Genomic DNA, 25502 nt, shown 5'->3' with positions numbered 1-25502 from the left:
CACCTATACTACCCCCGGCGACACCGTTACCAGCGACTCTTGCAACCGCGCGGGGAACATGTTGGATGATTTCATTGGTTAATTCGCCGCCCGAGTCGCCTCCATGCCCAGCCTGTTCCGCTTCCTGACGGTCGTCGCCGTGATTTTCGGGATCGGCTACGGCATCGTCTTCGCGCTGGCTAATTTCGTGCACCCGAAGCCCCGGGAAATGACCGTGACCATCCCGCCGGATAAGTTCCTCAAGAAATAGCCGCTATGATTCTGGCATGCCCGTAGCAGCCAAGATCCCCGCCAAGTCTCCCACCAAGTCCTCCGACGCCAAGCTGACCGCGTTGTTCCTCGACATGCTCGCCGCGGAACAGGGCGCAGGCGTCAACACGCTCGACGCCTACCGGCGCGACCTGACCGATTTTTCCGACTACCTCACCCATGCCGGTGCCGACTTCACCAGCGCCGACACCGAGGCGCTGCGCGGCTATCTCGCCGACCTGGACACGCGCGGTTTCAAGTCGACCAGCGTGGCGCGGCGGCTCTCGGCGATGCGGCATCTCTACCGTTTCCTGCTCAACGAGCGGGTTCGCAGCGACGATCCGGCCGCGATCCTGTCCGGCCCGAAGCGCGGCCGCGGCCTGCCCAAGGTGCTGTCGATCCAGGACGTCGATCGCATGCTGACCCGCGCCAAGGAGCTCACCCAGACCGACGTCTCGCCGGCGCAGCGGCTGCGCGCGCTGCGGCTCTATTGCCTGCTCGAGGTGCTCTACGCCACTGGCTTGCGCGTCTCCGAGCTGGTGTCGCTGCCGGTCGCCGCGGCGCGGCGCGATGCGCGGATGATCGTGGTGTGCGGCAAGGGCAACAAGGAACGGCTGGTGCCGCTGAACGACGCCTCGCGCCAGGCGATGGCGGATTACCTTGCGGCGCTGGAGGTGATGACGCCGAAGGCGAAGAAGGCCGCGCCATCGAAATGGCTGTTTCCCTCCTCCGGCGAGAGCGGCCATCTGACCCGGCAGCATTTTGCCCGTGACCTGAAGGAGCTCGCGAGCGCCTCCGGCCTCGCGCCGCGGCTGGTCTCCCCGCACGTGCTGCGCCACGCCTTCGCCAGCCATCTGCTGCACAACGGCGCGGACCTGCGCATCGTGCAGACCCTGCTGGGCCACACCGACATCTCGACCACCCAGATCTACACCCATGTGGTCGAGGAGCGGCTGAAGAGCCTGGTCCGCGACCTGCATCCACTGGCGGAGAAGTAAGTCCGGCGCCCGCCGGACATCGATACCTTCACCTGATCCGCCTTGACTTCCGCACCATCTCCGCAGAAAGAGCGTCACCTGCCTGCGATCCCGAAGCGTGCATTCCGCCCGAATGCGCGTTAACCGATTGAAGTTACGAAACTTCTCTTGCCACCGCCAAAACCGCTTCGCCCCTCGCACCGTTCCTCCCTATATTGAGTTGATGCCCGATCCGATGCGCAGCTATCTCGACTTCGAAAAACCCGTCGCCGAGCTTGAATCCAAGATCGACGAGTTGCGTGCGCTTGCCGCGAGCGGCAGCGACATCGGCGACGAGGTCGCGCGGATCGAGGACAAGGCGGCGCAGGCGCTCACCGACCTCTATGCCAATCTGACGCCGTGGCAGAAGACGCTGGTGGCGCGGCATCCGCAGCGGCCGCACTTCACCGATTTCATCGGCGGCCTGATCACCGAATTCACGCCGATGGCCGGCGACCGCAAATTCGCCGACGACGAGGCGCTGATCGGCGGCTTCGGCCGCTTCCGCGGCGAGAGCATCTGCGTGGTCGGCCAGGAGAAAGGCGCCACCACCGACAGCCGCATCAAGCACAATTTCGGCATGGCGCGCCCCGAAGGCTATCGCAAGGCGGTGCGCCTGATGGAGATGGCCGACCGCTTCGGCATTCCGGTGCTGTCGATCGTCGATTCGGCCGGTGCCTATCCCGGCATCGGCGCCGAGGAGCGCGGCCAGGCCGAGGCGATCGCGCGCTCGACCGACGCCTGCCTGTCGCTCGGCGTGCCCAATGTCGCGATCGTCACCGGCGAAGGCATGTCGGGCGGCGCCATCGCCATCACCACCGCCAACCGCGTGCTGATGATGGAGCACGCGATCTACAGCGTGATCTCGCCGGAAGCGGCGTCCTCGATCCTGTGGCGCGACGGCACCAAGGCGCAGGAAGCCGCCAACAGCATGAAGATCACCGCGCAGGACATGCTGCGCTTCGGCGTGATCGACCAGATCCTCAAGGAGCCCTCCGGCGGCGCGCATCGCGACCCCGCCGCGATGATCGCAACCACGGGCGATGCCATCGCCCAGGCGCTCAACGACCTACGAAATCTTGATCCGGACGCGATTCGCAAACAGCGGCGCCAGAAGTTCCTCGATATCGGCCGCAAGCTGGCCTGACCCGTCTAAATAGCCCGATTTTTCGACCAAATCGGCCGATTTTGCCGTAATTGAGCCCCGAGCGGGGTCTTTAACGTTCCTTGAACCATGCTTGCTACCGTGAAGGCTGTCAGCCCCGGTTCAGGTTGCGAGCAGGGGTGGTCGAAGGCTAATATTTTACACAATGGCTTCAGGGCATATTCGCCGTGTTGGGGTCGCGAAAATCGCCCGGTGGGTGTGGAGCTCGGACTTGACTCATCGCACGCTCGTACGCGCGCTTCTGACTTCGGCGGTGCTCGCCGCAGGCGTCATGCTCGCCGGTTGTGACAGCGACCAGATCTCGCTCGCCCAGAACGCCAAGGCCAACCAGCCGGTCCCGCCAAAGCTCGTCGCCGCCATGGCCGAGAAGGACATGGACCTGCAGTCGCCGATCCTGGTGCGCCTGTTCAAGCAGGAGGCCGAGCTCGAGGTCTGGAAGCAGACCCGCTCCGGCCAGTTCGCGCTGCTCAAGACCTATCCGATCTGCCGCTGGTCGGGCGATCTCGGCCCGAAGGTCCGCGAAGGCGACCGCCAGGCGCCGGAGGGATTCTACTCGATCAACCCGAGCCAGATGAATCCGCAGTCGGCCTATTACCTGTCGTTCAACACCGGCTATCCCAACGCCTTCGACAAATCGCTCGGCCGCACCGGCTCGGAGCTGATGGTGCATGGCGACTGCTCGTCGCGCGGCTGTTACGCGATGACCGACGAGCAGATCGCGGAGATCTATTCGCTCGGCCGGGAATCCTTCTTCGGTGGCCAGAAGGCGTTCCAGTTCCAGGCCTATCCGTTCCGGATGACGCCGGTGAACATGGCCAAGCACCGCAACAATCCGAACATGCCGTTCTGGAAGATGATCAAGGTCGGCTATGATCATTTCGAGGTGACGAAGCAGGAGCCGAAGGTCGACTTCTGCGAGAAGAAATACGTCTTCGACGCGGCGAAGCCGGCGGGCGCCGTGCGCGACCCGGTGTTCAATGCATCGGCGAAGTGCCCGGCCTATGTGATCCCCGACGAGATCGCGAGCGCGGTGCGCGAGAAGGAACAGCGCGACGACGCCGAGATGGCCAAGCTGGCCGCCAAGGGCACGCCGGTGGCGCGCCTCAACACCGGCATCGACGGCGGCATGAACGCGATCTTCGCCTCGAAGATTCCGGAAGGAAACACCGGCCTGTCCGAAGGCGGCGACAGTCAGGCGCTGGCATCGATGTCGCTGGCGCGCGCGCCGGGCACGATCCCCGGCACCGTCAATCCGCCGCGGCCGAATCTCGCGGTGCAGCAGGAAGAGCCTGTGGTGGCGACGACGTCGTCGACCTCGGTCGCGACCGCGTCGTCGACCACCCCGCCGGCCAACACCCGCGTCGCGTCGGCGAATGCGTCGGACAAGTCCGAAGGCTTCTTCTCCAGCTTTGCCCGCAAGGTCGGCATCGGCGGCACCGCCGATGCGAGCCAGCCGGCCGCCAAGCCTCCGGCCGCTGCCGCTCCAGCCAAGCCGAAGGTCGCCGAGGCCAAGCCGCAATCGGTTGTGCGCGTCGCACCGAAGGCGGAGCCGAAGCCGGCCGCCAGGCCCGCGCCGAAGCCGCAAGTCGCCGACACCGCCGCCGCCGCGCCGGCCGCGACATCGTCGACCCAGCTCGCGGGCTCCGCACCTGTCGTGCAGACCAACTCGTTCGACACCCGCTTCTCCGCGGTGAAGTAAGCGCGGCATCGCTCCGTTATCCCGACGACGGACTGCCACCCTCCCCTGGAGGGGGAGGGTCGGATCGTATTGAGCGAAGCGAAATGCGATACGGGGTGGGGTGACGGTCTCTCCACGTCCAACACTGTCCGTGTTGAGAGATCACCCCACCTCGGTCCGCATTCCGCTGCGCTGCATGCGCACCGATCCTCCCCCTCCAGGGGAGGATGAAGCGAACTTGCGGAGATGTTTCGATTCATCTGTCAACTAACCAGCTTTCGGTGTCATCACCCGCGAAAGCGGGTGATCCAGTATTCCAGAGGCAGCGGTGCTTGAACCGACGGGCCGCGGCGTGCTGGATCGCCCGGTCAAGCCGGGCGATGACGGCTTTGGTGGGGGCGCAGCTTCGCTTTCTCGCGACATGATTTGTCCGCGTCGTGCTCGTCTTCGTGACCACATTCCCCTTGCCAATTGCGCGCCAACGATCGTCAGATGGCGCACGCGGGCAAAGCCGGAGAGATTGCGATGGACGATCAAGCCGTGCGGGCGGCGCTGCAGCGCCATTGGGACACGTCGGATGCCAGCGACTTCGAGCGCGAGCACGATATCTACGCCACGGATGCTGTACTCGATTATCCGCAATCGGGCGAGCGAATCCGCGGCCGGCACAACATTCAGCAGAGCCGGACGGTGCAGCCGAACAAGAAGCGCTTCGCGATCCGGCGCATGATCGGCGGCGGCGATCTATGGATCACCGAGTACATCCTCACCTATGACGACCGGCCATCCTACGTGGTGAGCATCATGGAGTTCCGCGACGGGCTCGTCGTCCACGAAACGCAGTATTTCGCCGACCGGTTTGACCCCGCGCCGTCACGAGCGCACCTCGTCGAGCACGTCGACGGGACATCGTCGCACTGAGCCGACGCGTTGCCGCAGCAGCGGCGGCTACATGCCGTGGCTTTCGAAAACCTTCTTGCAGCTTCGGCTCAAGCTGTCGCGCTTCATGTGCAGACAGTTCTGCACGGCGTCGTCATTGCCGAGGTCCTTGCGGCAGAAGCGCTGCGCATCGCGCGAGCAGGCGGATTGTTCCGACTTGGTGCCGGCATGCTGTGCCAATGCGGCACCGCTGCTCATGACGGCAACGGCCAAAGCAGCAGCAATTGAAAAATAGCGCATCGTGAATTCCTCCCGCTGCCCAACGGCAGCGGGGGCGCTTCGTTCCCAAAGGAGCCGGAGGGAACCCTGGGATTCTACGGCGCGAGATAGCGCAGCAGTTCCGGATCGTTGCGCACCTCGCTGGCGCCGCCCTGCAGCGCGACGCGGCCGCGGTCCAGCACATAGGCGTAGTCGGCGACGCGCAGCGCGAGGTCGAGATGCTGCTCGACGATCACGACCGAGATGCTCTTGGCGAGCTCGATCAGCCGCTCGGTGATCTCCTCGATCACGCCGATCCAGACGCCCTCGGTCGGCTCGTCCAGGAGCAGCAGCTTCGGATTGCCGAGCATGGCGCGGCCGATCGCCAGCATCTTGCGCTCGCCGCCGGACAGCGTGCCGGCCGGCTGGTCGAGGCGCTGGCCGAGCTTGGGGAAGATCGCCAGCACGCGATCGACCGCGCTCGTACCGGAATTGCTCAGCGAGCCGACCGCGAGATTGTCGCGCACCGACAGGCGGGCGAACACCGAATGCTCCTGCGGCACATAGCCGATGCCGGAGCGCACGCGCTCCTCGGTGCGGCGCCGGGTGATGTCGCGGCCGTCGAAGAACAGTTCGCCCTGCGAGCTCGCGAGCTCGCCGACGATGGTCTTCATCAGCGTGGTCTTGCCGGCGCCGTTGCGGCCGAGCACGGCAACGCCGCCGCGCCAGGGAATGCCGATGTTGACATCGAACAGGACCTGGCTGCGGCCATAACCGGCATCGAGATGCCTGATATCGAGGAAGGTTTGCTCAGGCACGGCGAAGATAGATCTCCTGGACGTTCTTGTTGGCCTGGATTTCTGCGACCGTCCCCGACGCCAGCACCTTACCCTGGTCGAGCACGGTGAGGCGGTCGCAGATGTCGCGGATGAAATCGAGATCGTGCTCGACGATGACGAGCGAGCAATGCTGCTTGATCGGCTGCAACAATTCGCCGGTGACGCGGCGCTCCTCGAGGCTCATGCCGCCGGTCGGCTCGTCCAGCAGCAGAAGCCGCGGTCGGCCTGCGAGCGCCATCGCGATCTCGAGCCATTGCTGCTGGCCGTGCGACAGCGCCGCGGCGGGATCATGCGCGCGATCGGCGAGACGGAACTGGGTCAGCATCGTCATCACCTGATCATGCAGTTTCCTGCGGGTGCGCGAGAGCACGAGATCGAACAGCGAGCAATGCGCCTGCAGCGCCAGCAGGATGTTGTCATACAGCGTCAGCGTCGGCAGCACCGATGTGATCTGGAATTTCAGGCTCATGCCGGCGCGGGCGCGCTCGGTCGGCGTGAATGCCGTGATGTCGGTGTTGATGAAGCTGACCTTGCCCGTGGTCGGCACCTCGGCGCCGGCAACGCATTTCATCAGCGTGCTCTTGCCCGAGCCGTTCGGGCCGATCAGGCCGTGAAACTCGTTCTCGCCGACGGTCAGCGCCGCACCGTCAAGCGCGGTGAGCTTGCCGAATACCTTGCTGATCCCTTGCGCCTCAAGGAGCGGCATGGCCGGACTCCTTGCTCGGCGCTTTGCCGAAGCTGCCGACCCGCTCGCGCTCGCCGAGCACGAAGGAGATCAGCCCGAGCGGGCGGAACATGATGACGAGCAGCAGCAGCACGCCGAGGATGATCGGCCAGACGTCGCGGTAATTGTCCGACAGCCAGAACGAGACGCCCTCGATGATCACGGTGCCGATCACGGCGCCGATCAGCGTGCCGGAGCCGCCGAACAACACATAGAGCACGACCTGGGTCGAGAACACGACGCCCAGCATGTTGGGCCAGACGAAGCCTTCGTGGAAAGCATAGAGGCTGCCGGCGAGGCCGGCGATGGTACCGCCGACCGCGAAGATGATCGCCTTCAGGTGCTGCGCCTTGTAGCCGAAGAAGGCGATGCGCTGCTCGTTCTCGCGCAGGCCGGCGAGCGCGAGGCCAAATTGCGAGCGGACCAGGAAGCGGCAGAGCAGATAGACCACCACGAGGATGCCGAGCACCATGTAGTAGTAGACCGGCCCCTCCTCGAACTCGTAACTACCGAGGGTCAGCGGCGGGATCGACGGGATGCCGTTCTGGCCGCCGAGATAGTACCAACCGCGCGCCAGCCGGTCCGCGGCATAGGAGCCGGTCAGCGTGCCGAGCGAGACGAAGATCACGCTGGAGGGATAACGCCCGAGCAGCAGGAAACCGCCGAGCAGCAGCGCCGCAGTGAGACCGATCAACGTGCCGGCCGACAGGATCAGCAGAATCGAGGTGACGTTGAGGTCGCGCGCCATCAGCGCCACGCCGTAGCCGGCGGCGCCGAAGAACAGCGCCTGGCCGAAGCTCATGATGCCGGCATAGCCCCACACCAGATCGAACGACAGTGCGAACAGCGCGAGGATCACCACACGGGTGGCGAACACCGTCAGATAATCCTGAAGCACCCATGGCAGGACCAGTGCGATCAGCAGCACCAGCCCTTCCACGATCGGCAGGACCTTCCATCCTGCCGACGTCTGTCCCGCCGGCGCGCGTGCGGCCGGTGCACTTTCACCCGTCACGACATCTGGTTCCTCACCGACGCGTGCGACAGCTTCGCTTGCTCCACCCATTGATCGCTCAGCACTCCTTGGGATCAACGAGACCGTCGCTGCGCGCCACGATCTCATAGTTCCCGCCTTTGGCAACAGCGGTGTACATCTTCATCTTGCAGTGACGCTTGCCCGGCACCATTTCGGCCGGTCCCCCCGGACCTTCGGCGATCTTGGCGTGATCGAGCGCGGCCGCGACCGACTCGCGGTCGACCTTGCCGGCTTCCTTGACGGCGGCTTCCCACAGCTTGAGACCACGATAGGTTCCGGTGGCGGCGCTGCCGGCCGCGAACAGGAAGTTGCCAGGAAAATCCTTCTCGTAAGCTGCCTGCAGCTTGGCGTCGAACGGATCCTCCTTGGTCAGCACCTTGAAATAGTCGAGGCAGCTCGCGAGCCCCTCGATCTCGTTGGCCTGATTGATGTTGAGCGTGTTCTCGTCATAGTAGACGCAGGCGAGCCGGCCGCCATTCTTGAGGAAGCCCGCTTCATAGAGCTGCTTGAAGAACGGACCGACGCCCGGCGGGATCACGGTGTTGAAGACGACGTCGACCTTGTTGGAGATGACGCGGTTCACCGTGGCCGAGAAGTCGACCTGGTCGAGCGGGTAATACTCCTCGAACACGACCTCGCCGCCATTGTCCTCGATCACCTTGCGGGCGTAGACATTGAGCGTGTGCGGCCAGACATAGTTGGCGCTCGGCAGCGCGAACTTCTTGCCGCCGTTCTTGATCAGCCAGGGAATGAAGGTGTCGCATTGCTGCGCCGGCGTCGGCCCGGTGCAGAACAGATAGGGCGTGCACTCCTTGCCCTCGTAGAGCTGCGGATAGATGTAGAGCGTCTTGCCGCGCGCCACGATCGGGTCCTTGATCGCGTTGCGCATCGACGAGGTGATGCCGCCCAGCACCATGTCGACCTTGTCGCGCTGGATCAGCTTGCGGACATTGCCGACCGCGACCGATTCGTTCGAAGCGGTGTCCTCGATGTAGAGTTCGAGCGGCCGGCCGAGCAGGCCGCCGCCGGCATTGATCTCCTTGATCACCATCTTGGCGACGTTGGCGTCGGCGTTGCCCGCATAGGCGATCGGGCCGGTCAGGTCGGTCGCGATGCCGACCTTGATCGGGCCTTCGGCGGCGTTGGCCCAATCGGGCCTCACGACCCAGCTGCCGACCCCGGTCGCGAGTGCGCCGGTCGCGAAGGCAAAATTGCTCATGAAGCGGCGGCGCGTCAGATTCATGCGTTCAATCGACATGGTGATTAGACCCCTTTCCCAGCAATGAGGCCTTGCGGCCGGAATTTGATGAAGGCGATGGCGAGCACGAAGACGAGCACGTCGGCGACGACGGGCGACATGACCCATGGCAGCGCCGCGCTGAGCGTGCCGATCACGCCGGCGCCGGCGACCGGGCCGATGAACGAGCCGATCCCGCCGACCATCACGGCAACGAAGCCCTGGATCAGGAAACGGATGCCGAGATCGGCGAACAGGCTGAACACCGGCACGATCAGCGCGCCGGCAAGCCCGGCCAGCGCCGCGCCGAACGCGAAGGTCGCGCCGTAGATCAGCGGCGTCGAGATGCCCGACGCCCGCGCCAGCGCAGGATTCTCCAGCGTCGCGCGAACCCGAAGCCCGAAGCTGGTGCGCGCCAGCAGCAGATAGCAGGCGCCCATCACCAAAAGCGTGATCACGATGATGGTGAAGCGCCAGGCCGAGATGTGGACCGAGCCGAGATCGATCGAACCGCCGATCGGCTCCGGCACCGTGAGATAGAAGCCGCCGATCAGGCCGCGGACGCTTTCGCGAATGATGAGCCCGAGCGCATAGGTGCCGAGCATCGCCACGATCGGCGCGGCGTAGAACCGCCGGATGATCAACGCCTCCAGCACGAAGCCGAGCGCGCCGACCACGAAGGGCGCCGCGATCATGCCGGCCCAGACCGGCGCACCGTGGGCGTAGGCCAGATAGGTGACATAGGCCCCCAGCAGGACGAACTCGCCCTGCGCGAAGTTGAAGATGCCCATCATGCTGGCGATGATGCCGAGCCCGAGCACGACCAGCACGATGATGGCGCCGAAGCTCACGATCTCGAACACCGCGGCGAAGGTGCTAGCCATGGTGTTCGATCCCTCCGGTCTGCGACAAGCGGCGCCTCACATCTTCTTCCAGTCGCCGGCCTGCTCGAAGGTGTGCGCAGCGCGGTAGATGGTGCTCTCCTCGAACATCCGGCCGACCAGCATCAGGCCGACCGGCAATCCGTCGACCATGCCGCAGGGCAGCGACATCGCCGGGTGATGGGTGATGTCGAACGGCGCGGTGTTGGAGATCATCTCCAGCGCGCGCGCGACGTATTCCTCGCGGCTGGCGTTGGGCTCGGGCAGCTTCGTCGCCTTCATCGGCGTGGTCGGCATCAGCAGCAGATCGTAGTCCTTGAAGGCCTTGTCGTAGGCCGCGGCGAGCCTTCGCGAGATGTTGAGCGCCTTGCCGTAGAAGCGCGGACCGAAATTGTTGTTGATGTAGGTGCCGAGCATCATGAACAGCTTGGTGGTCTCGGACAACGAATCCGCCTGCCGGCGCCAGCCGCGATGGAAATCCATCAGCGAGGTGGCGTAGAGGTCGCCGCGGCTGAGGCCGTAGCCGTCGCCGAACATCATGGTCTGGGTCAGGCCCTCGGTGCCGATCGGGGTCCAGATCGCGCCGCCCGCCATGTGCATCGGGATCGAGACATTCTCGACCGATGCGCCGAGATCCTTGAGGCGCTTGGCCGCCTCCCGCACGCTCTCATTCACCGCGGCTTCCGCGGTCGGCTGCTCAAAGCCTTCCTTGAGGATGCCGATCTTCATGCCTTTGACGCCCTTGCCCAGCGCCTTGGTGTAGTCCTCGACCTTCGGCGCCTTGATGCGCGGGTCGTAGCCGTCGTCGCCGGCAAGCACCTCGAGCAGCAGCGCGTTGTCTTCCACGGTCGCGGTCATCGGGCCGGTGTGGTCGACATAGATCTCGATCGGCATGATGCCGGTGTAGGGCACGAGACCCCAGGTCGGCTTCATGCCGTAGGTGCCGCAGAACGAGGACGGCATGCGGATCGAGCCGCCCTGATCGCCGCCGATCGCCATGTCGACCTCGCCGAGCGCAACAACGACGCCGGAGCCCGACGACGAGCCGCCGGCCGAGTAGCCCATCTTGTGCGGATTGTGCACCGGACCGTAGGAGCCGGTGTGGCTGCCGCCGGACAGGCAGAAATGTTCGCAGTGGGTCTTGCCGGCGATCTCCGCGCCGGCGTCCAGCATGCGGGTGACAATGGTGGCGTCGAAGTCGGGGATGTAGCCTTCCAGCGTCGACGAACCGTTGGTCATCGGCACGCCGGCCAGCATGATGTTGTCCTTCAGCGCCACCGTCTTGCCCTTGAGCTTGCCGGAGGCCGCGCCCTTCACCGTCGACTTGCGATACCAGGCGTTGTGCTTGTTCTCTTCCGGCGCCGGGCGATAGCCGGGCGTGCGCGGATATTTCACCTCGGGCAGTTCGTCCGGCATCTGGGCGACGAGGTTGTAGGCCTCGATCGAGCCCTGCATCAGGCCGCGGAACGAGGCCACGTCCTCATCGGTGAGAGACAGGCCGCACTGCTCGGCGACGGCGCGAAGTTGTGTTGGCGTGGGAAGGACGACGGTCACGGCGCTCTCCTGAAGTTTTGATCTTGGATCTGATCCCTCGGCGCAGGGCAGCGTGCTGCGCGTTGACGCCGCGCGAACCGCTCACCCCGTTGTTGTATTGAAAACGGAAATATTTTCCTTTTCAAGTATTATTTCGCAGATCGGTCACCGAGGCTGTCGCCTCGTGGGTCGGGGAATCTTAGACCTCTGTCCTCGTCATTGCGAGAGAAGCGAAGCAATTCATGGCTCGGCGGAACGGAAAGATGGATTACTTCGTCGCTTTCGCTCCTCGCAATGACGGCCAAGGCCACAGCCTCTCAGATCGGCTTGATCACCTTGAAGTCGAGGCCGTCGGCTTCCGCAAGATACATCGGCATCCTGGCGTGGCCGCCGCGCACCGTGACCGGACCGCGCGGGCCGCGATAGACGAGGTTGTCCGCAGCCTGAAGCAATGGCCGCATGTCCAGCGTGCCGGCGAGCCTGGCGGCAGCCTCCAGCAGGCAGAAGCCTTCATAGGCGGACTCGCCGCACGATCCGACCGGCGGCGCGAACGGACCGAACATCGCGCGATAGCGGTCCCTGAAATCGTCGCCGGCCTGCGAGCCGACCGAAGGGAAATAGCCGGAGGCGCAGAACAGGTTCTCGGTCTTGTCGGCACCGATGCCGAGCAGTGCGGTTTCGTCGAAACAGCCGGCAAAGCGCAGCGTGGTGGCGGCGAGCCCGGCATCGGCGAAGACGCGGTTGAAGGTCACGCTGTCGGTGCCGATCAGCGAGATCAGCACGACATCGGGCTTCGCGGCGCGGATCCGTTCCAGCGCCGCCTCGTGATCGTCCTCGCCGACCGGCACGAACTCCTCGCCGACCACGAGGCCGCCGGTCTCCTTGATGTAGCGCTTCACCGCGCGGTGCGACTGCCACGGCCAGACATAATCGCTGCCGATCAGGTACCAGCGCGAGGCGCGCTTGGCCTCGGCCAGCCAGTGGATCGACGGCCGGTTCTGCCAGCGCGGCGTCTCGCCGATCGCAATCACGCCCGGCGTCCGCTCGCCGCCCTCATAGACCGGCGTGTAGATGTAGGGGATCCTGCTGCGGGTGATGAGGCCACGCAGCGCGACACGCACCCTGCTGGTGTGCATGCCCATGATGAGATCGACCTCGTCGGACGCGATCGCCTGCTCGGCGCGGTCCAGCACATCTTCGATCGGTCCGCCGGCGTCGTAGACCTGGAACTCGATCTCGCGGCCGAGGATGCCGCCGCGCCGGTTGATGTCGCTAACCGCGAGTTGCGCGGTCGAGGTCGCGGCGGGCCCCCACATCCCGGGCGAACCGGAGCAACAGACGAAGCCGGCGATCCGGAGCCGGTTGCGCGCGCCGCGCGGACCGAATCCGCCACGATCCATCGGCGCAAGCACGCGATCCGACGTCGCCGACGCCAGGTTCCTGAACAGCAGGGATGGCGGGAACGGGAGGTCTCTTGCCGTGACGTTGAGCGTCGAATGCACACCTGCTCCTGTCTGGCACCGGCACGCCGCCCCACGGCATCGCCCTCGCGGACGACGGTGCCAAGCTAGATCGTCTTGATCACATTGAAGTCGAGACCGTCGGCTTCGGCAAGATAGATCGGCATTTCGGCGCGGCCGTCGCGAATGGTGACCGTGCCGCGCGCACCGCTGTAGACGAGGTTGCGCGCCGCAGAGGACAGCGGCCCCGTCGAAAGCGAGCGGGCCCGGTTGGCCGCCGCTTCGAGGAAGCGCATCCCCTCATAGTTCGACTGCCCGACCGAGCCGATCGGCGGTGCATGCGCCCCGAACATCGCGCGGTAGCTGGTCTGGAACTCGTCATTGGCGCGCGAGCCGACGCAGCCGAAATAGCCGGAGGCGCAGAACAGGTTCTCGGTCGCGTCCGGCCCGATGCCGAGCAGCACGGTCTCGTCCATCGCGCCCGCATAGCGCAGCGTGGTGGCGGCGAGCCCCGCCTCGGCGAAGGCGCGGTTGAAGGTGATGCTGTCGGTCCCGATCAGGGTGATCAGCACGACATCGGGCCTTGCTGCGCGGATCCGCGCCAGATGCGGCTCGTGATCGTCCTCGCCGAGCGGAACGAACTCCTCGCCGACCACCTGGCCGCCGGCCTCCTTGATGTAGCGCTTCACCGCGCGATGCGATTGCCAGGGCCAGACATAGTCGCTGCCGATCAGATACCAGCGCTGCGCCTTCTTGACCTCGGTGAGCCAGTGGATCGCCGGGCGGCTCTCGGCCCGCGGCGTCTCGCCGATCGCCATCACGCCGGGCGTCCGCTCGCCGCCCTCATAGACCGGCGTGTAGACATAGGGGATGCGGCCGCTCGTGACCTTGCGCAGCGCGAGCCGGACCGCCGAAATGTGCGAGCCCATGATCACGTCGATCTCGTCGTAGGCGATCGCCCGCTCGGCGCGGCGCACTACCTCATCGATCGGCCCGCCGGCGTCGTACATCGACAATTCGACCTCGCGGCCGCGGATGCCGCCGCGCCGGTTGATCTCGGCGACCGCCAGCATGACGCTGTTGGCGGAGATCGGCCCCCAGATCCCGGGCGCACCGGAGAAGGTGATGAAATTGCCGATCCGAAGCTTGCTGTCGGTGCCGCCACGGCGCGAGGAGCCCGGCTTGACGGTCAAAGCGAGATCGGCCGCGCAGGACGACGGACTTCGAAACAGGTGCGGCGGCGCGACGGGCAAGCCGCCATACGCCTGGTAAGAGACCGTCGAGAGCACGCCAACTCCTGTCTGGGAAGCAATACGCAACGCAGCCAGCGGGGCGGTCGCGGCATCCGCCCTTTGGTTGGGGGAATATCCTAGGGGAAAATATTGAATATTCAACAATTGAAGTGCATATAGAAATGGCATGCATTGCCGGACATTCATTCACCGGGCCAGGAACCAGGTCTCACGCCGTGGCTAAACCGCCGAAAGAAAACTCCCCGATCACCGAACACCTCACCTACCTGCTCGCGCAAGCCAACCGGGAGATCAACCGGCAGTTGGAGACGCGGCTGGCCAAGGAAGGCGTACCGGTCGAGCAGTGGCGCATCCTGAAGGTTCTGTCCGACGGCAACGGACATTCGATGGGCGAGCTCGCCGATGCTGTGCTGCTCAACCATCCGACGCTGACCAAGATGATCGACCGGATGGTGTCGGACGCGCTGGTCTACCGCGTCCAGGACCCCAAGGATCGCCGCAAGGTGCTGATGTTCGTCTCCGACCGCGGCAAGGCGCTGTGCCGCCGGCTCAACTCGCTGGCGGTGAGCCAGGAGGAGCACATCGTCGAGAGCTATGGCGACAAGTCGACCACCGAGCTCAAGCGCCTGCTGGAAAGCCTGATCGGCACCGCCAATTGACGCCGCAGCTGTTCGCCGTCGGCCGAGCAGCGCCGCTGCACTTCGCAGCGTCGGACTATCGCATCACTTGAGGTAAGTGCGGACGACGTCGATCAGGTCGGCGGCGCCTTGCGCCCGTGCCGGATCCTTCTCATGCGCGGGATCGACGACGTGATGCCGGATGTGCTCTTCGAGCAGCTCGGCGGTCAGTCCGTTCACGGCACCGCGCACCGAGGCGATGAGCATCAGCACGTCGGCACAGCCGAGCTCGGATTCAAGCGCACGCTCGACCGCCTCGACCTGCCCCTTGATGCGCCGGATGCGGCCGACGAGCTTCGACTTGTTCTTGATCGTGTGCGACATGAAGCACTAATAGGGGGGTACCCTATATCGAGCAAGCGGCAAAGGGCCGGCCGAGATGATGTCGATGAAGCCGATATGCCGCAGCGGCGCGCTCCTGATCGTGCCGATGTTATGGGCGCAATCGGCCAGCGCGCACGGCATCGCCGGCAACCGCTATTTCGCCGGCACCATGACCATCGACGATCCCGCCGTGGCCGACGAGCTCATCCTGCCGAACTTCAGCTATCTCGGTTTCCCCGCGCAGGGCAGCGACGTCGTCGAGAATCGCATCAACGGCGCCTTTGCCCGGCTGCTCACCCCGACACTCGCCTTCACCCTCGACAGTTCGTGGGCGCATCAGAGCTGGCCGATCGGCCGCACGTCCGGCTTCGACAAGACCAGCATCGGCCTCAAATACGAGGCCTATCGCGACAACCGCCACGAGGCGCTGATCTCGGTCGGTCTCGCCTGGGGCATTGGCCATTCCGGCGCGGCCGCGATCGGCGCCGATGCGCCCGACACGATCCAGCCCGGCATCTTCTTCGGCAAGGGCTTTGGCGATCTCCCGGACGAGCTATCGTGGTTGCGGCCGGTCGCCATCACGGGTGCGGTCGTCAACGAAGTCCCGGTCGGCTCAGGCGGCGTGGCGCTGGCGCCCAATCCGGTCACCGGCCGGTTCGACACGGTGCTCTCGCGTGCCGTCGAGACGCTGCATTGGGGCTTTTCGGTCCAGTACAGCACGCTCTATCTGACCAAGCGCTTCGACGGCGGACCGCCCAGGGATGAACCGCTGAATCAACTGGTTCCGCTGGTCGAATTCAGGTTCGACAGCCCCCGCGGCCAGGCCACGGCGGCGACCGCGAACCCGGGCTTTGCCTATGTGGCCGTGACCTGGCAGGTGGCCGCGGAGGCGATCATCCCGCTCAACCGCGCAGGGGGAACCGGACCCGGCTTCCGGGCCCAATTGCTGCTCTTCCTCGACGACCTCGTGCCCTCGCTGTTCGGCAAGCCGCTGCTCACCGACCGCCCCGCCCGCAGCCAGATCGCGTGGTAGCGCGGCCGGACAAAAAACCAACCAGCCAATGTCGGGCGCCGATCCGCCCGTTCGTCCTCCGGACCGAGCGCCGCGAACGGTCCCCTGCCCCGGGCCCCGTCCGCGGTTCCGCCTTCTTGCTCTTGCGCGAAGGTCCCGTCCCCCGACCAGTCAACGAGGATTCCCGCCCATGCCTTCGATCACGCCGTTCCTCTGGCTCGACAACAACGTCCGCGATGCCGTCGCGTTCTACAAATCGGTGTTTCCGAACGCCGAGATCGAAACCGTCAGCGACTTCATGGCGAGCTTCGAGCTCGAGGGCCAGCGGTTCTACGCGCTCAATGGCGGACCGCAGCACAAGTTCAACGAGGCGGTGTCGTTCTTCCTCAGCGTCGAGACCCAGGAGCAGGTGGACTACTTCTGGAGCAAGCTCACCGACGGCGGCCAGGAATCGCGTTGCGGCTGGCTCAAGGACCGCTTCGGCCTGTCCTGGCAGGTGATCCCGACAGCACTGAGCCGCTATCTCGGCGATCCCGACCGCAAGGCCGCCGACCGCGTCATGCAGGCGATGCTGAAGATGCAGAAGATCGTGATCGCCGATCTCGACAGGGCATATGCCGGCTGACGGCGAGGCGGCTGCGACGGGCGGGCCAAATGCCCGCCGCGTCGCCGGCGTACCGGTTTTCTCCGATGAAAGCACGCGACGTTTGCGGTGCGGAATGCGCGTCGCCACGCCAACGACCTTGCCGGCTTCCGGAATTTCCAAGATGCTGGGTGGCGATATTTTGCGCCATTTCCAGGGGAGGCACGATTTCCATGAAGACAATCATCGGAATTGCTTTGGCTGCAGTGCTGGTCACGTCGGCGAATGCACAGGACCCACCGTTTCGCAAGGAGCTGAAGCGCGGCGACCTGACCGGAACGAATATGGAGATCGTCACGAGCATCAGCGAGTTGAAACCCGGCGACGTCTCAGCGCTTCACATCCATCACGGCGACGAGTCGTATTACTTCCTCGAAGGCGGCACCATCGAATTGCCCGACGGGAAGCAGATGACCATTCCGACTGGCGCCGTTGGCTTGAATGTACGGGATACGCCACACGGTGCTTACAAGGTGGTCGGCGACAAGACGGTCAAGCTGCTGACCGTGCATATCGTCGACAAGGGTAAGCCGCTCTACGACACCCCGAAATAGCATCGCTAAGCGGCCATCGGGCGAAGAGCAGGCGTGACGGGCCACGCCTGCTCTTGCACGCCTAACTCAGTGAAGTCGCCTTACGCGTACCTTCCGTGGCAGTGCTTGTATTTCTTGCCGCTGCCGCAAGGGCAGTCCTCGTTGCGGCCGACCTTACCCCAGGTTGCCGGGTCGTTCGGATTGCGGTCGGCGGCGGGCATTCCCGGCGCCAGCGAGGCCTGGGCGTAGGTGGCTTCCAGCAGGCTGGCGCGGGCAAACTCGTCCTCGCCGGTATTGGGATCGAGCTTGTGCGCTTCCATCACCGGCAGCGGCTGCGGCGGCTCGTCCGGCGGCACGATCTCGACCCGCATCAGCTGCGCGGTGACCGCCTCGCGCAGATGCGCGCTCATCTCCTGGAAGAGGTTGAAGGCTTCGGTCTTGTACTCCTGCAACGGATCGCGCTGGCCATAGCCCCGCAGGCCGATCACCTGGCGCAGATGGTCGAGCATGATCAGATGCTCGCGCCAGAGATGGTCGAGCGTCTGCAGCAGGATGGTCTTCTCGACGTAACGCATCACGTCGGGGCCCCATTGCGCGACCTTGGCCGCCATGCGCTCGTCGACGTGATCCTCGATGCGGTTGAGCAGCTCCTCGTCGGCGATGCCCTCTTCCTTGGCCCATTCGTCGACCGGCAGATCGACATCGAGCACGCGCTTCAGCTCTTCCTTGAGGCCCGCGGTGTCCCACTGCTCGGCATAGGCATGCTCGGGGATGTGCTTGGCGACCACGTCCTCGACGAAGGCATGGCGCATGTCGGTTACGGTCTCGACGACGCTGTCGTCCTTCATCAGGTCGACGCGCTGATCGAAGATCACCTTGCGCTGGTCGTTCTGGACGTTGTCGAACTTCAGCAGGTTCTTGCGGATGTCGAAGTTGCGCGCCTCGACCTTCTGCTGCGCCTTCTCGAGCGCCTTGTTGATCCAGGGATGGATGATGGCTTCGCCTTCCTGCAGGCCGAGCCGCTGCAGCATGCTGTCGAGACGGTCGGAGCCGAAGATGCGCATCAGATCGTCTTCCAGCGACAGGAAGAACTTCGAGCGGCCAGGATCGCCCTGACGGCCGGAACGGCCGCGCAGCTGGTTGTCGATGCGGCGGGATTCGTGGCGCTCGGAGCCGATGATGTAGAGGCCGCCCGGCTTCTTCACGGTCTTGGCGGGCTTGTTGCCCTTGGCGGGCTCGACCTCGAAATCCTCTTCCGCCTTCAGCACGATCTCGCGGAAGCGCTCGATGTCGGCCTTGATCTGCTCGATCTTCTTGGCCTTCTCGGCCTCGTCGGTGATCCCTGCGGTCTCCTGCTGGATCCGCATCTCGAGCGAGCCGCCGAGCTTGATGTCGGTGCCGCGGCCGGCCATGTTGGTCGCGATCGTGATCGCGCCCGGCACGCCGGCTTCCGCGACGATATAGGCTTCCTGCTCGTGGAAGCGGGCGTTCAGCACCGCGAACAGCTTAGCCGGCTTGCCGGCGCGCGCGGCGGCATAGAGCTTCTCCATCCCGGATTCGGAGGTGAAGTCGATCTGCTTGTAGCCGTGCTTCTTCAGGTAATCGGCCAGCACTTCCGACTTCTCGATCGACGCCGTGCCGACCAGCACCGGCTGCAGCCGCTTGTTGGCGCGCTCGATCTCGGCAAGGATCGCGCCGTACTTTTCGTTCTGGGTGCGGTAGACCTCGTCGTCCTCGTCGAGGCGCGCCACCGGCAGATTGGTCGGGATCTCGACGACCTCGAGCTTGTAGATGTCGAACAGTTCGTCGGCTTCGGTCAGTGCCGTGCCGGTCATGCCGGACAGCTTCTGGTACATCCGGAAATAGTTCTGGAAGGTGATCGAGGCCAGCGTCTGGTTCTCGGGCTGGACCGTGACGTGCTCCTTGGCTTCCAGCGCCTGGTGCAGGCCTTCCGAATAGCGCCGGCCCTGCATCATACGGCCGGTGAACTCGTCGATGATGACCACTTCGTCGTCGCGGACGATGTAATCCTTGTCGCGGGTGAACAGCGTGTGCGCGCGCAGCGCCTGGTTGACGTGATGCACGACGGAGACGTTCTCGACGTCGTACAGCGAGTCGCCCTTGAGCTGGCCGGCGTCGCGCAGCAGGTTCTCGAGCTTCTCCATGCCGCCTTCGGTCAGCGTCACCGTGCGCTGCTTCTCGTCGACCTCGTAGTCGGCGACCTTGGTCAGCTGCGGCATGAAAGTATCGATGGTGTTGTAGAAGTCCGAACGGTCGTCGAGCGGGCCGGAGATGATCAGCGGCGTGCGCGCCTCGTCGATCAGGATGGAGTCGACTTCGTCGACGATCGCATAGAAATGCTCGCGCTGGACCATGTCCTCCAGGCGGTACTTCATGTTGTCGCGCAGGTAGTCGAAGCCGTATTCGTTGTTGGTGCCGTAGGTGATGTCGCAGGCATAGGCGGCCTTGCGCTCGGCGTCGTCGAGGCCGTGCACGATCACGCCGGTGGTCAGCCCGAGGAAGGCATAGATCTGGCCCATCCAGTCGGAGTCGCGGCGGGCGAGGTAATCGTTGACGGTGACGACATGGACGCCCTTGCCGGCGAGCGCGTTGAGGTAGACCGCCAGCGTCGCAACCAGCGTCTTGCCTTCACCGGTCTTCATCTCGGCGATGTCGCCCTCGTGCAGCACCATGCCGCCGATCAGCTGGACGTCGAAATGGCGCTGGCCGAGCGTCCGCTTGGCGGCCTCGCGGACCGTGGCGAAGGCCGGAACCAGGATGTCGTCGAGCGTCTTGCCGCCGGCGAGCTGCTGCTTGAATTCGGCGGTGCGGGCCTTGAGCTGGTCGTCGGTCAGTTTGACGAGCTCGGGCTCCAGGGCGTTGATGGCGCTGACGCGGGACTGATACCCCTTGACCCGACGGTCGTTGGCGGAGCCGAAAAACTTGCGGGCGAGCGCGCCGATCATGCGAAATTCCTGTTCTTCGGTCTCGAGTTCGGTCTTGGTTCAGTCTTGGATTTTTGTCTTGGATTTCAGTCTTGGAATACAGCCTGAGATGGTCCGCCGGATCGCCTATCAACTCACCGTGACGCGCTACGGTTCGAGCCCCGGCCCGGGGCTCCTCCGCCAATTGAGTGGGAAACGGGCCATCCTGGGTTCAACGGCGAAAAACGCAGCAAAATAAGCGCTCTCACCGCTGACACGGTCGGCCAGAGATATGGCCCGGTCGGGGGGTTGTCAACGCCGCCAAGATGTCAAGGAATTCATCATTTTGACAAGACTTTCGCGTTGCCAATGTAACACGATTGGGCGAGTGTCCGCCCCGCTCGAGCTTCCCCCCTTTGAGACAAGGATTTTGCATGACCACCTCGCCTCCGGAAACCAAAACCGGCCTGCGCCTCGGCCTCGCCACCCTGGCCGCCACGGGCTGTCTTGTCGCAGTGCTGGCTGCCGGCCTCCCGGTCCGCGCCGCGGAATCCGACCCGGTGCTGGCGAAGGTGAACGGATCCGAGATCCACGCCAGCGACGTGGCGCTCGCCGAGGAGGAACTCGGCCCGAGCCTGCAGCAGATGGACCCCTCGACCCGCAAGGACAACGTGCTGTCCTTCCTGATCGACATGAAGATCGTGTCCAAGGCCGCCGAGGACAAGAAGATCGAGAACAATGACGACTTCAAGAAGCGGCTCGCCTTCACCCGCAACCGCCTGTTGATGGACAGCCTGCTTGCCAGCGAGGGCAAGGCCGCGACCACCGACGACGCCATGAAGAAGGTCTATGAAGAGGCCGCCAAGCAGATCACCGGCGAGCAGGAGGTGCGCGCCCGCCACATCCTGGTCGAGACCGAGGACGATGCCAAGGCGATCAAGGCCGAGCTCGACAAGGGCGCCGATTTCGCCGAGCTCGCCAAGAAGAAGTCCAAGGATCCCGGCGCCTCCGACGGCGGCGACCTCGGCTTCTTCACCAAGGAGCAGATGGTGCCGGAATTCTCCGCGGTCGCCTTCACGCTCGAGCCGGGCAAGATCTCCGATCCGGTCAAGTCGCAGTTCGGCTGGCACATCATCAAGGTCGAGGAAAAGCGCAACCGCAAGGCGCCCGACTTCGAGCAGGTGAAAGCCCAGATCGAGACCTATGTGACCCGCAAGGCCCAGGCCGACTATGTCGCCAAGCTGCGCGAGGCCGCCAAGGTCGAGCGCATGGACAAGCCGGCCGCGGATGCGGCGAAGGACGCGCCGAAGGCTACCACGGCGCCGGCCGATACGGCCAAGGATGCGCCGAAGCCCGCCGACAACAAGATGGCGCCGGCGAAGAAGTAAGCTTCGCGACGCCGAACTGATCGAAGTTGCGATGGCCGGGCATGTCCCGGCCATTTGCTTTTGGGGACGCTTCGTAGCCCGGATGAAGCGCAGCGAAATCCGGGATAGGATGATCCGCGGGCACAGCGGCCCCGGATTTCGCTTCGCTCCATCCGGGCTACGGGTCTACGGATCGTTGTTTCTTGAACGATTGATGACACTCGCGTTGCCCTCTCCCGCTTCAGGCGGCGAGATGTTATGCAGCGCTTCCCTCCCCGTAGCCGGAAGCTTCCCGATGTCCACCGCCGTCTCCCCCCTCGCCCCGCCTGACGTTCCCGAGATGCCCGTGATCGCGGGCGTGCGGCTTGCGACCGCTGCCGCCGGCATCCGCTACAAGGGCCGCACCGACGTGCTGCTCGCGCTGCTGGACAAGGGCACCACGGTGGCCGGCGTCTTCACTAAGTCGAAGTGCCCGTCGGCACCGGTCGAATGGTGCCGCGCCAAGCTGAAGGGCGGAGCTGCGCGCGCGCTGGTGGTCAATTCCGGCAACGCCAATGCCTTCACCGGCAAGACCGGTAAGGCGTCCACCGCACTGACCGCGCAGATCGCGGCGAAGGCGGTCGGCTGTTCGCCGTCGGACGTGTTCCTGGCCTCCACCGGCGTGATCGGCGAGCCGCTCGATGCCACCAAGTTCGACGGCGTGCTGGCGCAGCTCGCCGAGACCGCGACCCCGGACCTCTGGATGGACGCGGCCAAGGCGATCATGACCACCGACACCTTCCCGAAGGTCGCCACCGCGACCGTCAAGCTCGGCAAGGCCAAGGTGACGATCAACGGCATGGCCAAGGGCGCCGGCATGATCATGCCCGACATGGCGACCATGCTCTCCTTCATCTTCACCGACGCACCGCTGTCGGCCGGTGTGCTGCAATCGCTGCTCAAGGCCGGCGTCGAGGACACCTTCAACGCGCTGACCATCGACGGCGACACCTCGACCTCGGACACGCTGCTAGCCTTTGCGACCGGCGCCGCGGCCGCCAATGGCGCGCCGAAGATTTCGCGCGCCAGCGACCCGCGGCTGAAGGCCTTCACCAAGGCGTTCCAGCAGATCCTCGCTGACCTCTCCGAGCAGGTGGCGCGCGACGGCGAAGGCGCGCGCAAGCTGGTCGAGGTCGTGGTCGAGGGCGCGACGACAAAGCCGTCGGCGCGCAAGATCGCGATGTCGATCGCCAATTCGCCGCTGGTGAAGACCGCGATCGCCGGCGAGGACGCCAATTGGGGCCGCGTCGTGATGGCGGTCGGCAAGGCGGGCGAACCCGCCAACCGCGACAAGCTCTCGATCTCCTTCAACGGCATCCGCGTCGCCAAGAGCGGCGCGCGCGACCCGTCCTACAATGAGAAAGAGGTGTCGGAGGCGATGAAGGCGCCGAAGATCCAGATCAAGGTTGCGCTCGGCCTCGGCAAGGCGAAAGACCGCGTGCTGACCTGCGACCTCACCAAGGAGTACGTCGCGATCAACGGCGATTACCGGTCGTAGGCCGCGCTCGTCACCGCGAGGAGTACTATTCTCCGCCCGTCATCCTGAGGTGCGAGCGGAGCGAGCCTCGAAGGATGTACGGCCCCGATGGCGCCGCGCGGAGAGAGCCGGGCCGTCGACCCTTCGAGACGCCGCGCGAAAGCGCGGCTCCTCAGGGTGACGGTGAGAGAGGGTATGGGCTTTCGCTAACTGCTGATCCGCGCGTCGGCGACCGCCTTCTTGAACAAGGCGTTCATCGCGTCCGCGATGCCCTGCGTCGGGCTGACCTCGAAATAGAAGCCCGGCGACGCGCAGGCCTGCATGTTCTGCGCGATCTGGCTGTTCGGCGACGGACCGAACGGGCCCTGGTTGAACGGATCGATCCAGGTCATGTACCAGTTGTTGGTCGGCAGCTGCAGGTAGGTGGTGTAGAGCACTGCGATCTTGATATTGCGCTTCTTGATCGCATCACAGAGCGCCGGGTTGATCGGCGACTGGCAGCGATTGCTGCCGGTGATCGGCTTCAGGCAGCTTGAATTGGGTTCATCGGCGACGCCGTCGGACACGAAGAACAGATACTTCATCGGCGCCGACGACGTGCCGGCGCCCGGGTTTGCGATCGCGTTGTTGATCTGCGGAAAGATCGCGGTGAACTGGCTGTCCTTGTCCGCGGTATAGGAATCGTTGTTGCCGTAGACGCCCATCAGATCGATGTTGCCCGCCGCCGACTTTGCACTCGACAGGCTGGACGACAGCGAAAACAGGCTGCGCAGGCCGTAGGTCGCCGAGGACGCGCCGAAGTCATAGATCGCCATGCGGAACTGGCTCGAATAGGTCTGGGTCGCCGCCGCGGTGTCCATCAATTGCTGGGTCGCACTGCGAAGCACGTCGATCCGCGTCGTCACGCCGAGCGATTTCGCCAGATTGTAGTAGTTGTTGGGATCATTGTAGTCGTGGCAGGCGAAGGCGCATTGGTCGTTCGGCTTGAAGCTGTTGCCGGTGGTGGCCTTGACCAGGGCGGCGACGTCGGTCGGCGTGGCGCCGACCCCCATCGACGGCGAATTGTCGAGCAGCAGATAGAAATCGATATAGAGCGGCATGTTCGCGGTCGAGGTCGACGTACCGGACACGCTCACCTTGCTCCGCCCCATCACGCCGAGGAACATGGTCGGGACGTCTGCGGTGAACTGGACCGTCGAGGTGATGGTGCCGCCGCTCTTGGTCATGGTCGGCGTCACACCGGTCAGGGTGAAGCCGTTCTGGTTGGAGATGTTGCCGTTGAAGATCTTCCTCGCATCGGCTTCTCCCGCCGAGATCTCGCCGTCCGAGGTCATGGCGCCCGCCGCGATGAAGCCGGGCGATGCTTTGGCGACCGATCCGACGCTCGCAGCATCAGCGGCCGATATCAGCTTGCTGCGGATCTGGTTGGCACGGGAATAGTCGACCGCGCATCCGACAGCGATGAGCAGCGGCAGCAGAGCGAGGCCAAAGATCATTGCGATGTTGCCGGAGCGATCGCGGCGGAAACGGCTGATGGTCCGGATCAAGGTGCTCATGGGTTATGTCGGCAAAGAAAATGATGGGTCGATCAACCCATTCACCCTGCCGACCGCGAATTAAGGCCGAATTATCGCGCGCGCAGAAAAGACCCGCGAACACAAATCGTTTGGCTGACGGCGCGGAGCTGGTTAATGAAAGCTTGCTGACTCATTGTTTGAGCATGATCTTTTCGGAAAACCGCTTCGCACTTTTCCGGATCATGCTTCAGAAGGGACATCCGGGCCGCATGGCTGACATCAAGCTGACCCTCGTCGTCGCCTGCGCGCTGGTCGATGCCGACAAACGCGTGCTGCTGGCGCAGCGCCCGGAAGGCAAGGCGCTGGCGGGCCTGTGGGAATTCCCCGGCGGCAAGATCGAGCCGGGCGAGCGGCCGGAGCAGACCCTGATCCGCGAGCTGCACGAGGAGATCGGCATCACCGTGAGCGAGCCCTGCCTCGCGCCGCTGACCTTCGCCAGCCATGCCTACGAGACCTTCCATCTCTTGATGCCGCTCTACATCTGCCGCCGCTGGGAGGGCATGGCGGTGGCGCGCGAGGGCCAGAACCTCGCCTGGGTCCGCGCGGGCAAGCTGCGCGACTACCCGATGCCGCCCGCGGACATCCCGCTGCTGCCGCATCTGATGGATTTGCTGCTGTGACCTTCTTCGCCTCACCCACCTGGGGGGCAGGGCTATCGCATGTGGCCGAGGAGTTCGAAGAGGAAGGCATCGTTCCATCCGGCGCGCTTGAGCTTGCCACG

24 protein-coding genes are annotated in these 25502 nt (G+C 64.7%); 12 read left to right on the top strand and 12 right to left on the bottom strand.

Annotated elements, in window-relative coordinates:
• Positions 1–103 precede the first annotated feature (103 nt).
• From QMZ05_RS32520 to QMZ05_RS32500, 5 genes are all read left to right on the top strand, one after another.
• Entirely contained in the window at positions 104–250 is a 147-nt protein-coding gene (locus QMZ05_RS32520) for a hypothetical protein (protein ID WP_016843561.1), read from the top strand.
• A 16-nt stretch (positions 251–266) separates the two neighbouring features.
• Positions 267–1247 (top strand): site-specific tyrosine recombinase XerD, encoded by a 981-nt coding sequence (xerD, locus tag QMZ05_RS32515; protein WP_353704466.1) that lies wholly within the window; start codon positions 267–269, stop codon positions 1245–1247.
• A gap of 202 nt (positions 1248–1449) precedes the next feature.
• On the top strand, positions 1450–2412 hold the full coding sequence (locus QMZ05_RS32510; protein ID WP_050423919.1) for an acetyl-CoA carboxylase carboxyltransferase subunit alpha: 963 nt from the start codon (positions 1450–1452) through the stop codon (positions 2410–2412).
• A 229-nt stretch (positions 2413–2641) separates the two neighbouring features.
• The gene (locus QMZ05_RS32505) at positions 2642–4129 is read left to right on the top strand and encodes a murein L,D-transpeptidase family protein (RefSeq protein ID WP_353704465.1); all 1488 of its coding nucleotides are present in this window, start codon (positions 2642–2644) and stop codon (positions 4127–4129) included.
• A gap of 504 nt (positions 4130–4633) precedes the next feature.
• Positions 4634–5029, top strand: a complete 396-nt coding sequence (locus tag QMZ05_RS32500; protein WP_353704468.1) for a nuclear transport factor 2 family protein — start codon at positions 4634–4636, stop codon at positions 5027–5029.
• A gap of 27 nt (positions 5030–5056) precedes the next feature.
• On the opposite strand, the gene QMZ05_RS32495 is transcribed toward QMZ05_RS32500, so the two are convergent.
• The 9 genes from QMZ05_RS32495 to QMZ05_RS32455 form a co-directional block, all read right to left on the bottom strand.
• Positions 5057–5287 (bottom strand): hypothetical protein, encoded by a 231-nt coding sequence (locus tag QMZ05_RS32495; RefSeq protein ID WP_353704464.1) that lies wholly within the window; start codon positions 5285–5287, stop codon positions 5057–5059.
• A gap of 74 nt (positions 5288–5361) precedes the next feature.
• Positions 5362–6063: an ABC transporter ATP-binding protein gene (locus QMZ05_RS32490; RefSeq protein ID WP_353704463.1), complete on the bottom strand. Its 702-nt coding sequence runs from the start codon at positions 6061–6063 to the stop codon at positions 5362–5364.
• Positions 6056–6790: an ABC transporter ATP-binding protein gene (locus tag QMZ05_RS32485; RefSeq protein WP_353704462.1), complete on the bottom strand. Its 735-nt coding sequence runs from the start codon at positions 6788–6790 to the stop codon at positions 6056–6058. The genes QMZ05_RS32490 and QMZ05_RS32485 overlap by 8 nt, the downstream gene beginning before the upstream one ends.
• The gene (locus QMZ05_RS32480; protein WP_353704461.1) at positions 6777–7874 is read right to left on the bottom strand and encodes a branched-chain amino acid ABC transporter permease; all 1098 of its coding nucleotides are present in this window, start codon (positions 7872–7874) and stop codon (positions 6777–6779) included. The genes QMZ05_RS32485 and QMZ05_RS32480 overlap by 14 nt, the downstream gene beginning before the upstream one ends.
• 7 nt (positions 7875–7881) lie before the next feature.
• Complete coding sequence (locus QMZ05_RS32475; RefSeq protein ID WP_050423926.1) at positions 7882–9102, bottom strand: substrate-binding protein; 1221 nt, start codon at positions 9100–9102, stop codon at positions 7882–7884.
• Between the two features lie 5 nt (positions 9103–9107).
• On the bottom strand, positions 9108–9965 hold the full coding sequence (locus QMZ05_RS32470) for a branched-chain amino acid ABC transporter permease (RefSeq protein WP_353704460.1): 858 nt from the start codon (positions 9963–9965) through the stop codon (positions 9108–9110).
• Positions 9966–10001: 36 nt separating this feature from the next.
• Positions 10002–11516: an amidase gene (locus tag QMZ05_RS32465; protein WP_353704459.1), complete on the bottom strand. Its 1515-nt coding sequence runs from the start codon at positions 11514–11516 to the stop codon at positions 10002–10004.
• Positions 11517–11812: 296 nt separating this feature from the next.
• Positions 11813–12895 (bottom strand): substrate-binding domain-containing protein, encoded by a 1083-nt coding sequence (locus tag QMZ05_RS32460; RefSeq protein ID WP_353704467.1) that lies wholly within the window; start codon positions 12893–12895, stop codon positions 11813–11815.
• A 167-nt stretch (positions 12896–13062) separates the two neighbouring features.
• Entirely contained in the window at positions 13063–14244 is a 1182-nt protein-coding gene (locus QMZ05_RS32455) for a substrate-binding domain-containing protein (RefSeq protein ID WP_353704458.1), read from the bottom strand.
• Positions 14245–14423: 179 nt separating this feature from the next.
• On the opposite strand from QMZ05_RS32455, the gene QMZ05_RS32450 reads away from it, so the two are divergent.
• Entirely contained in the window at positions 14424–14867 is a 444-nt protein-coding gene (locus QMZ05_RS32450) for a MarR family transcriptional regulator (RefSeq protein ID WP_050423929.1), read from the top strand.
• 63 nt (positions 14868–14930) lie between these two features.
• On the opposite strand, the gene QMZ05_RS32445 is transcribed toward QMZ05_RS32450, so the two are convergent.
• Positions 14931–15209: a metal/formaldehyde-sensitive transcriptional repressor gene (locus tag QMZ05_RS32445; protein WP_279711112.1), complete on the bottom strand. Its 279-nt coding sequence runs from the start codon at positions 15207–15209 to the stop codon at positions 14931–14933.
• 64 nt (positions 15210–15273) lie between these two features.
• Here QMZ05_RS32445 and QMZ05_RS32440 point away from each other — a divergent pair, with 64 nt between their 5' ends.
• The 3 genes from QMZ05_RS32440 (at position 15274) to QMZ05_RS32430 (ending at position 17418) form a co-directional block, all read left to right on the top strand.
• The gene (locus tag QMZ05_RS32440) at positions 15274–16242 is read left to right on the top strand and encodes a hypothetical protein (RefSeq protein ID WP_353704457.1); all 969 of its coding nucleotides are present in this window, start codon (positions 15274–15276) and stop codon (positions 16240–16242) included.
• 169 nt (positions 16243–16411) lie between these two features.
• Complete coding sequence (locus tag QMZ05_RS32435; protein WP_353704456.1) at positions 16412–16846, top strand: VOC family protein; 435 nt, start codon at positions 16412–16414, stop codon at positions 16844–16846.
• A 191-nt stretch (positions 16847–17037) separates the two neighbouring features.
• A complete protein-coding gene (locus QMZ05_RS32430) occupies positions 17038–17418 on the top strand; it encodes a cupin domain-containing protein (protein WP_353704455.1) in 381 nt (126 codons plus the stop codon).
• Between the two features lie 80 nt (positions 17419–17498).
• On the opposite strand, the gene secA is transcribed toward QMZ05_RS32430, so the two are convergent.
• Complete coding sequence (secA, locus tag QMZ05_RS32425) at positions 17499–20363, bottom strand: preprotein translocase subunit SecA (RefSeq protein WP_353704454.1); 2865 nt, start codon at positions 20361–20363, stop codon at positions 17499–17501.
• 392 nt (positions 20364–20755) lie between these two features.
• On the opposite strand from secA, the gene QMZ05_RS32420 reads away from it, so the two are divergent.
• Positions 20756–21709: a peptidylprolyl isomerase gene (locus QMZ05_RS32420; protein ID WP_074130729.1), complete on the top strand. Its 954-nt coding sequence runs from the start codon at positions 20756–20758 to the stop codon at positions 21707–21709.
• Positions 21710–21983: 274 nt separating this feature from the next.
• Entirely contained in the window at positions 21984–23225 is a 1242-nt protein-coding gene (gene argJ, locus QMZ05_RS32415) for a bifunctional glutamate N-acetyltransferase/amino-acid acetyltransferase ArgJ (protein ID WP_353704453.1), read from the top strand.
• A gap of 185 nt (positions 23226–23410) precedes the next feature.
• Here argJ and QMZ05_RS32410 read toward each other — a convergent pair whose 3' ends face one another.
• A complete protein-coding gene (locus QMZ05_RS32410; RefSeq protein WP_353704452.1) occupies positions 23411–24760 on the bottom strand; it encodes a TadE/TadG family type IV pilus assembly protein in 1350 nt (449 codons plus the stop codon).
• 230 nt (positions 24761–24990) lie between these two features.
• Between QMZ05_RS32410 and QMZ05_RS32405 the strand changes: the two genes are divergently transcribed.
• Complete coding sequence (locus QMZ05_RS32405; protein WP_050630700.1) at positions 24991–25401, top strand: (deoxy)nucleoside triphosphate pyrophosphohydrolase; 411 nt, start codon at positions 24991–24993, stop codon at positions 25399–25401.
• Positions 25402–25502: the final 101 nt, after the last annotated feature.

The sequence above is a fragment of the Bradyrhizobium sp. INPA03-11B genome (genome assembly GCF_040446015.1).
GTDB classification, from domain to species: Bacteria; Pseudomonadota; Alphaproteobacteria; order Rhizobiales; family Xanthobacteraceae; genus Bradyrhizobium; species Bradyrhizobium macuxiense_A.
The sequence above is the reverse complement of the archived record's forward strand: the minus strand, read 5'-3'. Positions and strand labels throughout refer to the sequence as shown.

What these genes read in the sequence shown, in the direction of transcription:
- QMZ05_RS32520 (WP_016843561.1), top strand. Translation starts at nt 104, where the DNA reads ATGCCCAGCCTGTTCCGCTTCCTGACGGTCGTCGCCGTGATTTTCGGG.
- xerD (WP_353704466.1), top strand. Translation starts at nt 267, where the DNA reads ATGCCCGTAGCAGCCAAGATCCCCGCCAAGTCTCCCACCAAGTCCTCC.
- QMZ05_RS32510 (WP_050423919.1), top strand. Translation starts at nt 1,450, where the DNA reads ATGCCCGATCCGATGCGCAGCTATCTCGACTTCGAAAAACCCGTCGCC.
- QMZ05_RS32500 (WP_353704468.1), top strand. Translation starts at nt 4,634, where the DNA reads ATGGACGATCAAGCCGTGCGGGCGGCGCTGCAGCGCCATTGGGACACG.
- QMZ05_RS32495 (WP_353704464.1), bottom strand. Translation starts at nt 5,287, where the DNA reads ATGCGCTATTTTTCAATTGCTGCTGCTTTGGCCGTTGCCGTCATGAGC.
- QMZ05_RS32485 (WP_353704462.1), bottom strand. Translation starts at nt 6,790, where the DNA reads ATGCCGCTCCTTGAGGCGCAAGGGATCAGCAAGGTATTCGGCAAGCTC.
- QMZ05_RS32480 (WP_353704461.1), bottom strand. Translation starts at nt 7,874, where the DNA reads ATGGGTGGAGCAAGCGAAGCTGTCGCACGCGTCGGTGAGGAACCAGAT.
- QMZ05_RS32475 (WP_050423926.1), bottom strand. Translation starts at nt 9,102, where the DNA reads ATGTCGATTGAACGCATGAATCTGACGCGCCGCCGCTTCATGAGCAAT.
- QMZ05_RS32470 (WP_353704460.1), bottom strand. Translation starts at nt 9,965, where the DNA reads ATGGCTAGCACCTTCGCCGCGGTGTTCGAGATCGTGAGCTTCGGCGCC.
- QMZ05_RS32460 (WP_353704467.1), bottom strand. Translation starts at nt 12,895, where the DNA reads ATGGATCGTGGCGGATTCGGTCCGCGCGGCGCGCGCAACCGGCTCCGG.
- QMZ05_RS32445 (WP_279711112.1), bottom strand. Translation starts at nt 15,209, where the DNA reads ATGTCGCACACGATCAAGAACAAGTCGAAGCTCGTCGGCCGCATCCGG.
- QMZ05_RS32440 (WP_353704457.1), top strand. Translation starts at nt 15,274, where the DNA reads ATGAAGCCGATATGCCGCAGCGGCGCGCTCCTGATCGTGCCGATGTTA.
- QMZ05_RS32435 (WP_353704456.1), top strand. Translation starts at nt 16,412, where the DNA reads ATGCCTTCGATCACGCCGTTCCTCTGGCTCGACAACAACGTCCGCGAT.
- QMZ05_RS32430 (WP_353704455.1), top strand. Translation starts at nt 17,038, where the DNA reads ATGAAGACAATCATCGGAATTGCTTTGGCTGCAGTGCTGGTCACGTCG.
- secA (WP_353704454.1), bottom strand. Translation starts at nt 20,363, where the DNA reads ATGATCGGCGCGCTCGCCCGCAAGTTTTTCGGCTCCGCCAACGACCGT.
- QMZ05_RS32420 (WP_074130729.1), top strand. Translation starts at nt 20,756, where the DNA reads ATGACCACCTCGCCTCCGGAAACCAAAACCGGCCTGCGCCTCGGCCTC.
- argJ (WP_353704453.1), top strand. Translation starts at nt 21,984, where the DNA reads ATGTCCACCGCCGTCTCCCCCCTCGCCCCGCCTGACGTTCCCGAGATG.
- QMZ05_RS32410 (WP_353704452.1), bottom strand. Translation starts at nt 24,760, where the DNA reads ATGAGCACCTTGATCCGGACCATCAGCCGTTTCCGCCGCGATCGCTCC.
- QMZ05_RS32405 (WP_050630700.1), top strand. Translation starts at nt 24,991, where the DNA reads ATGGCTGACATCAAGCTGACCCTCGTCGTCGCCTGCGCGCTGGTCGAT.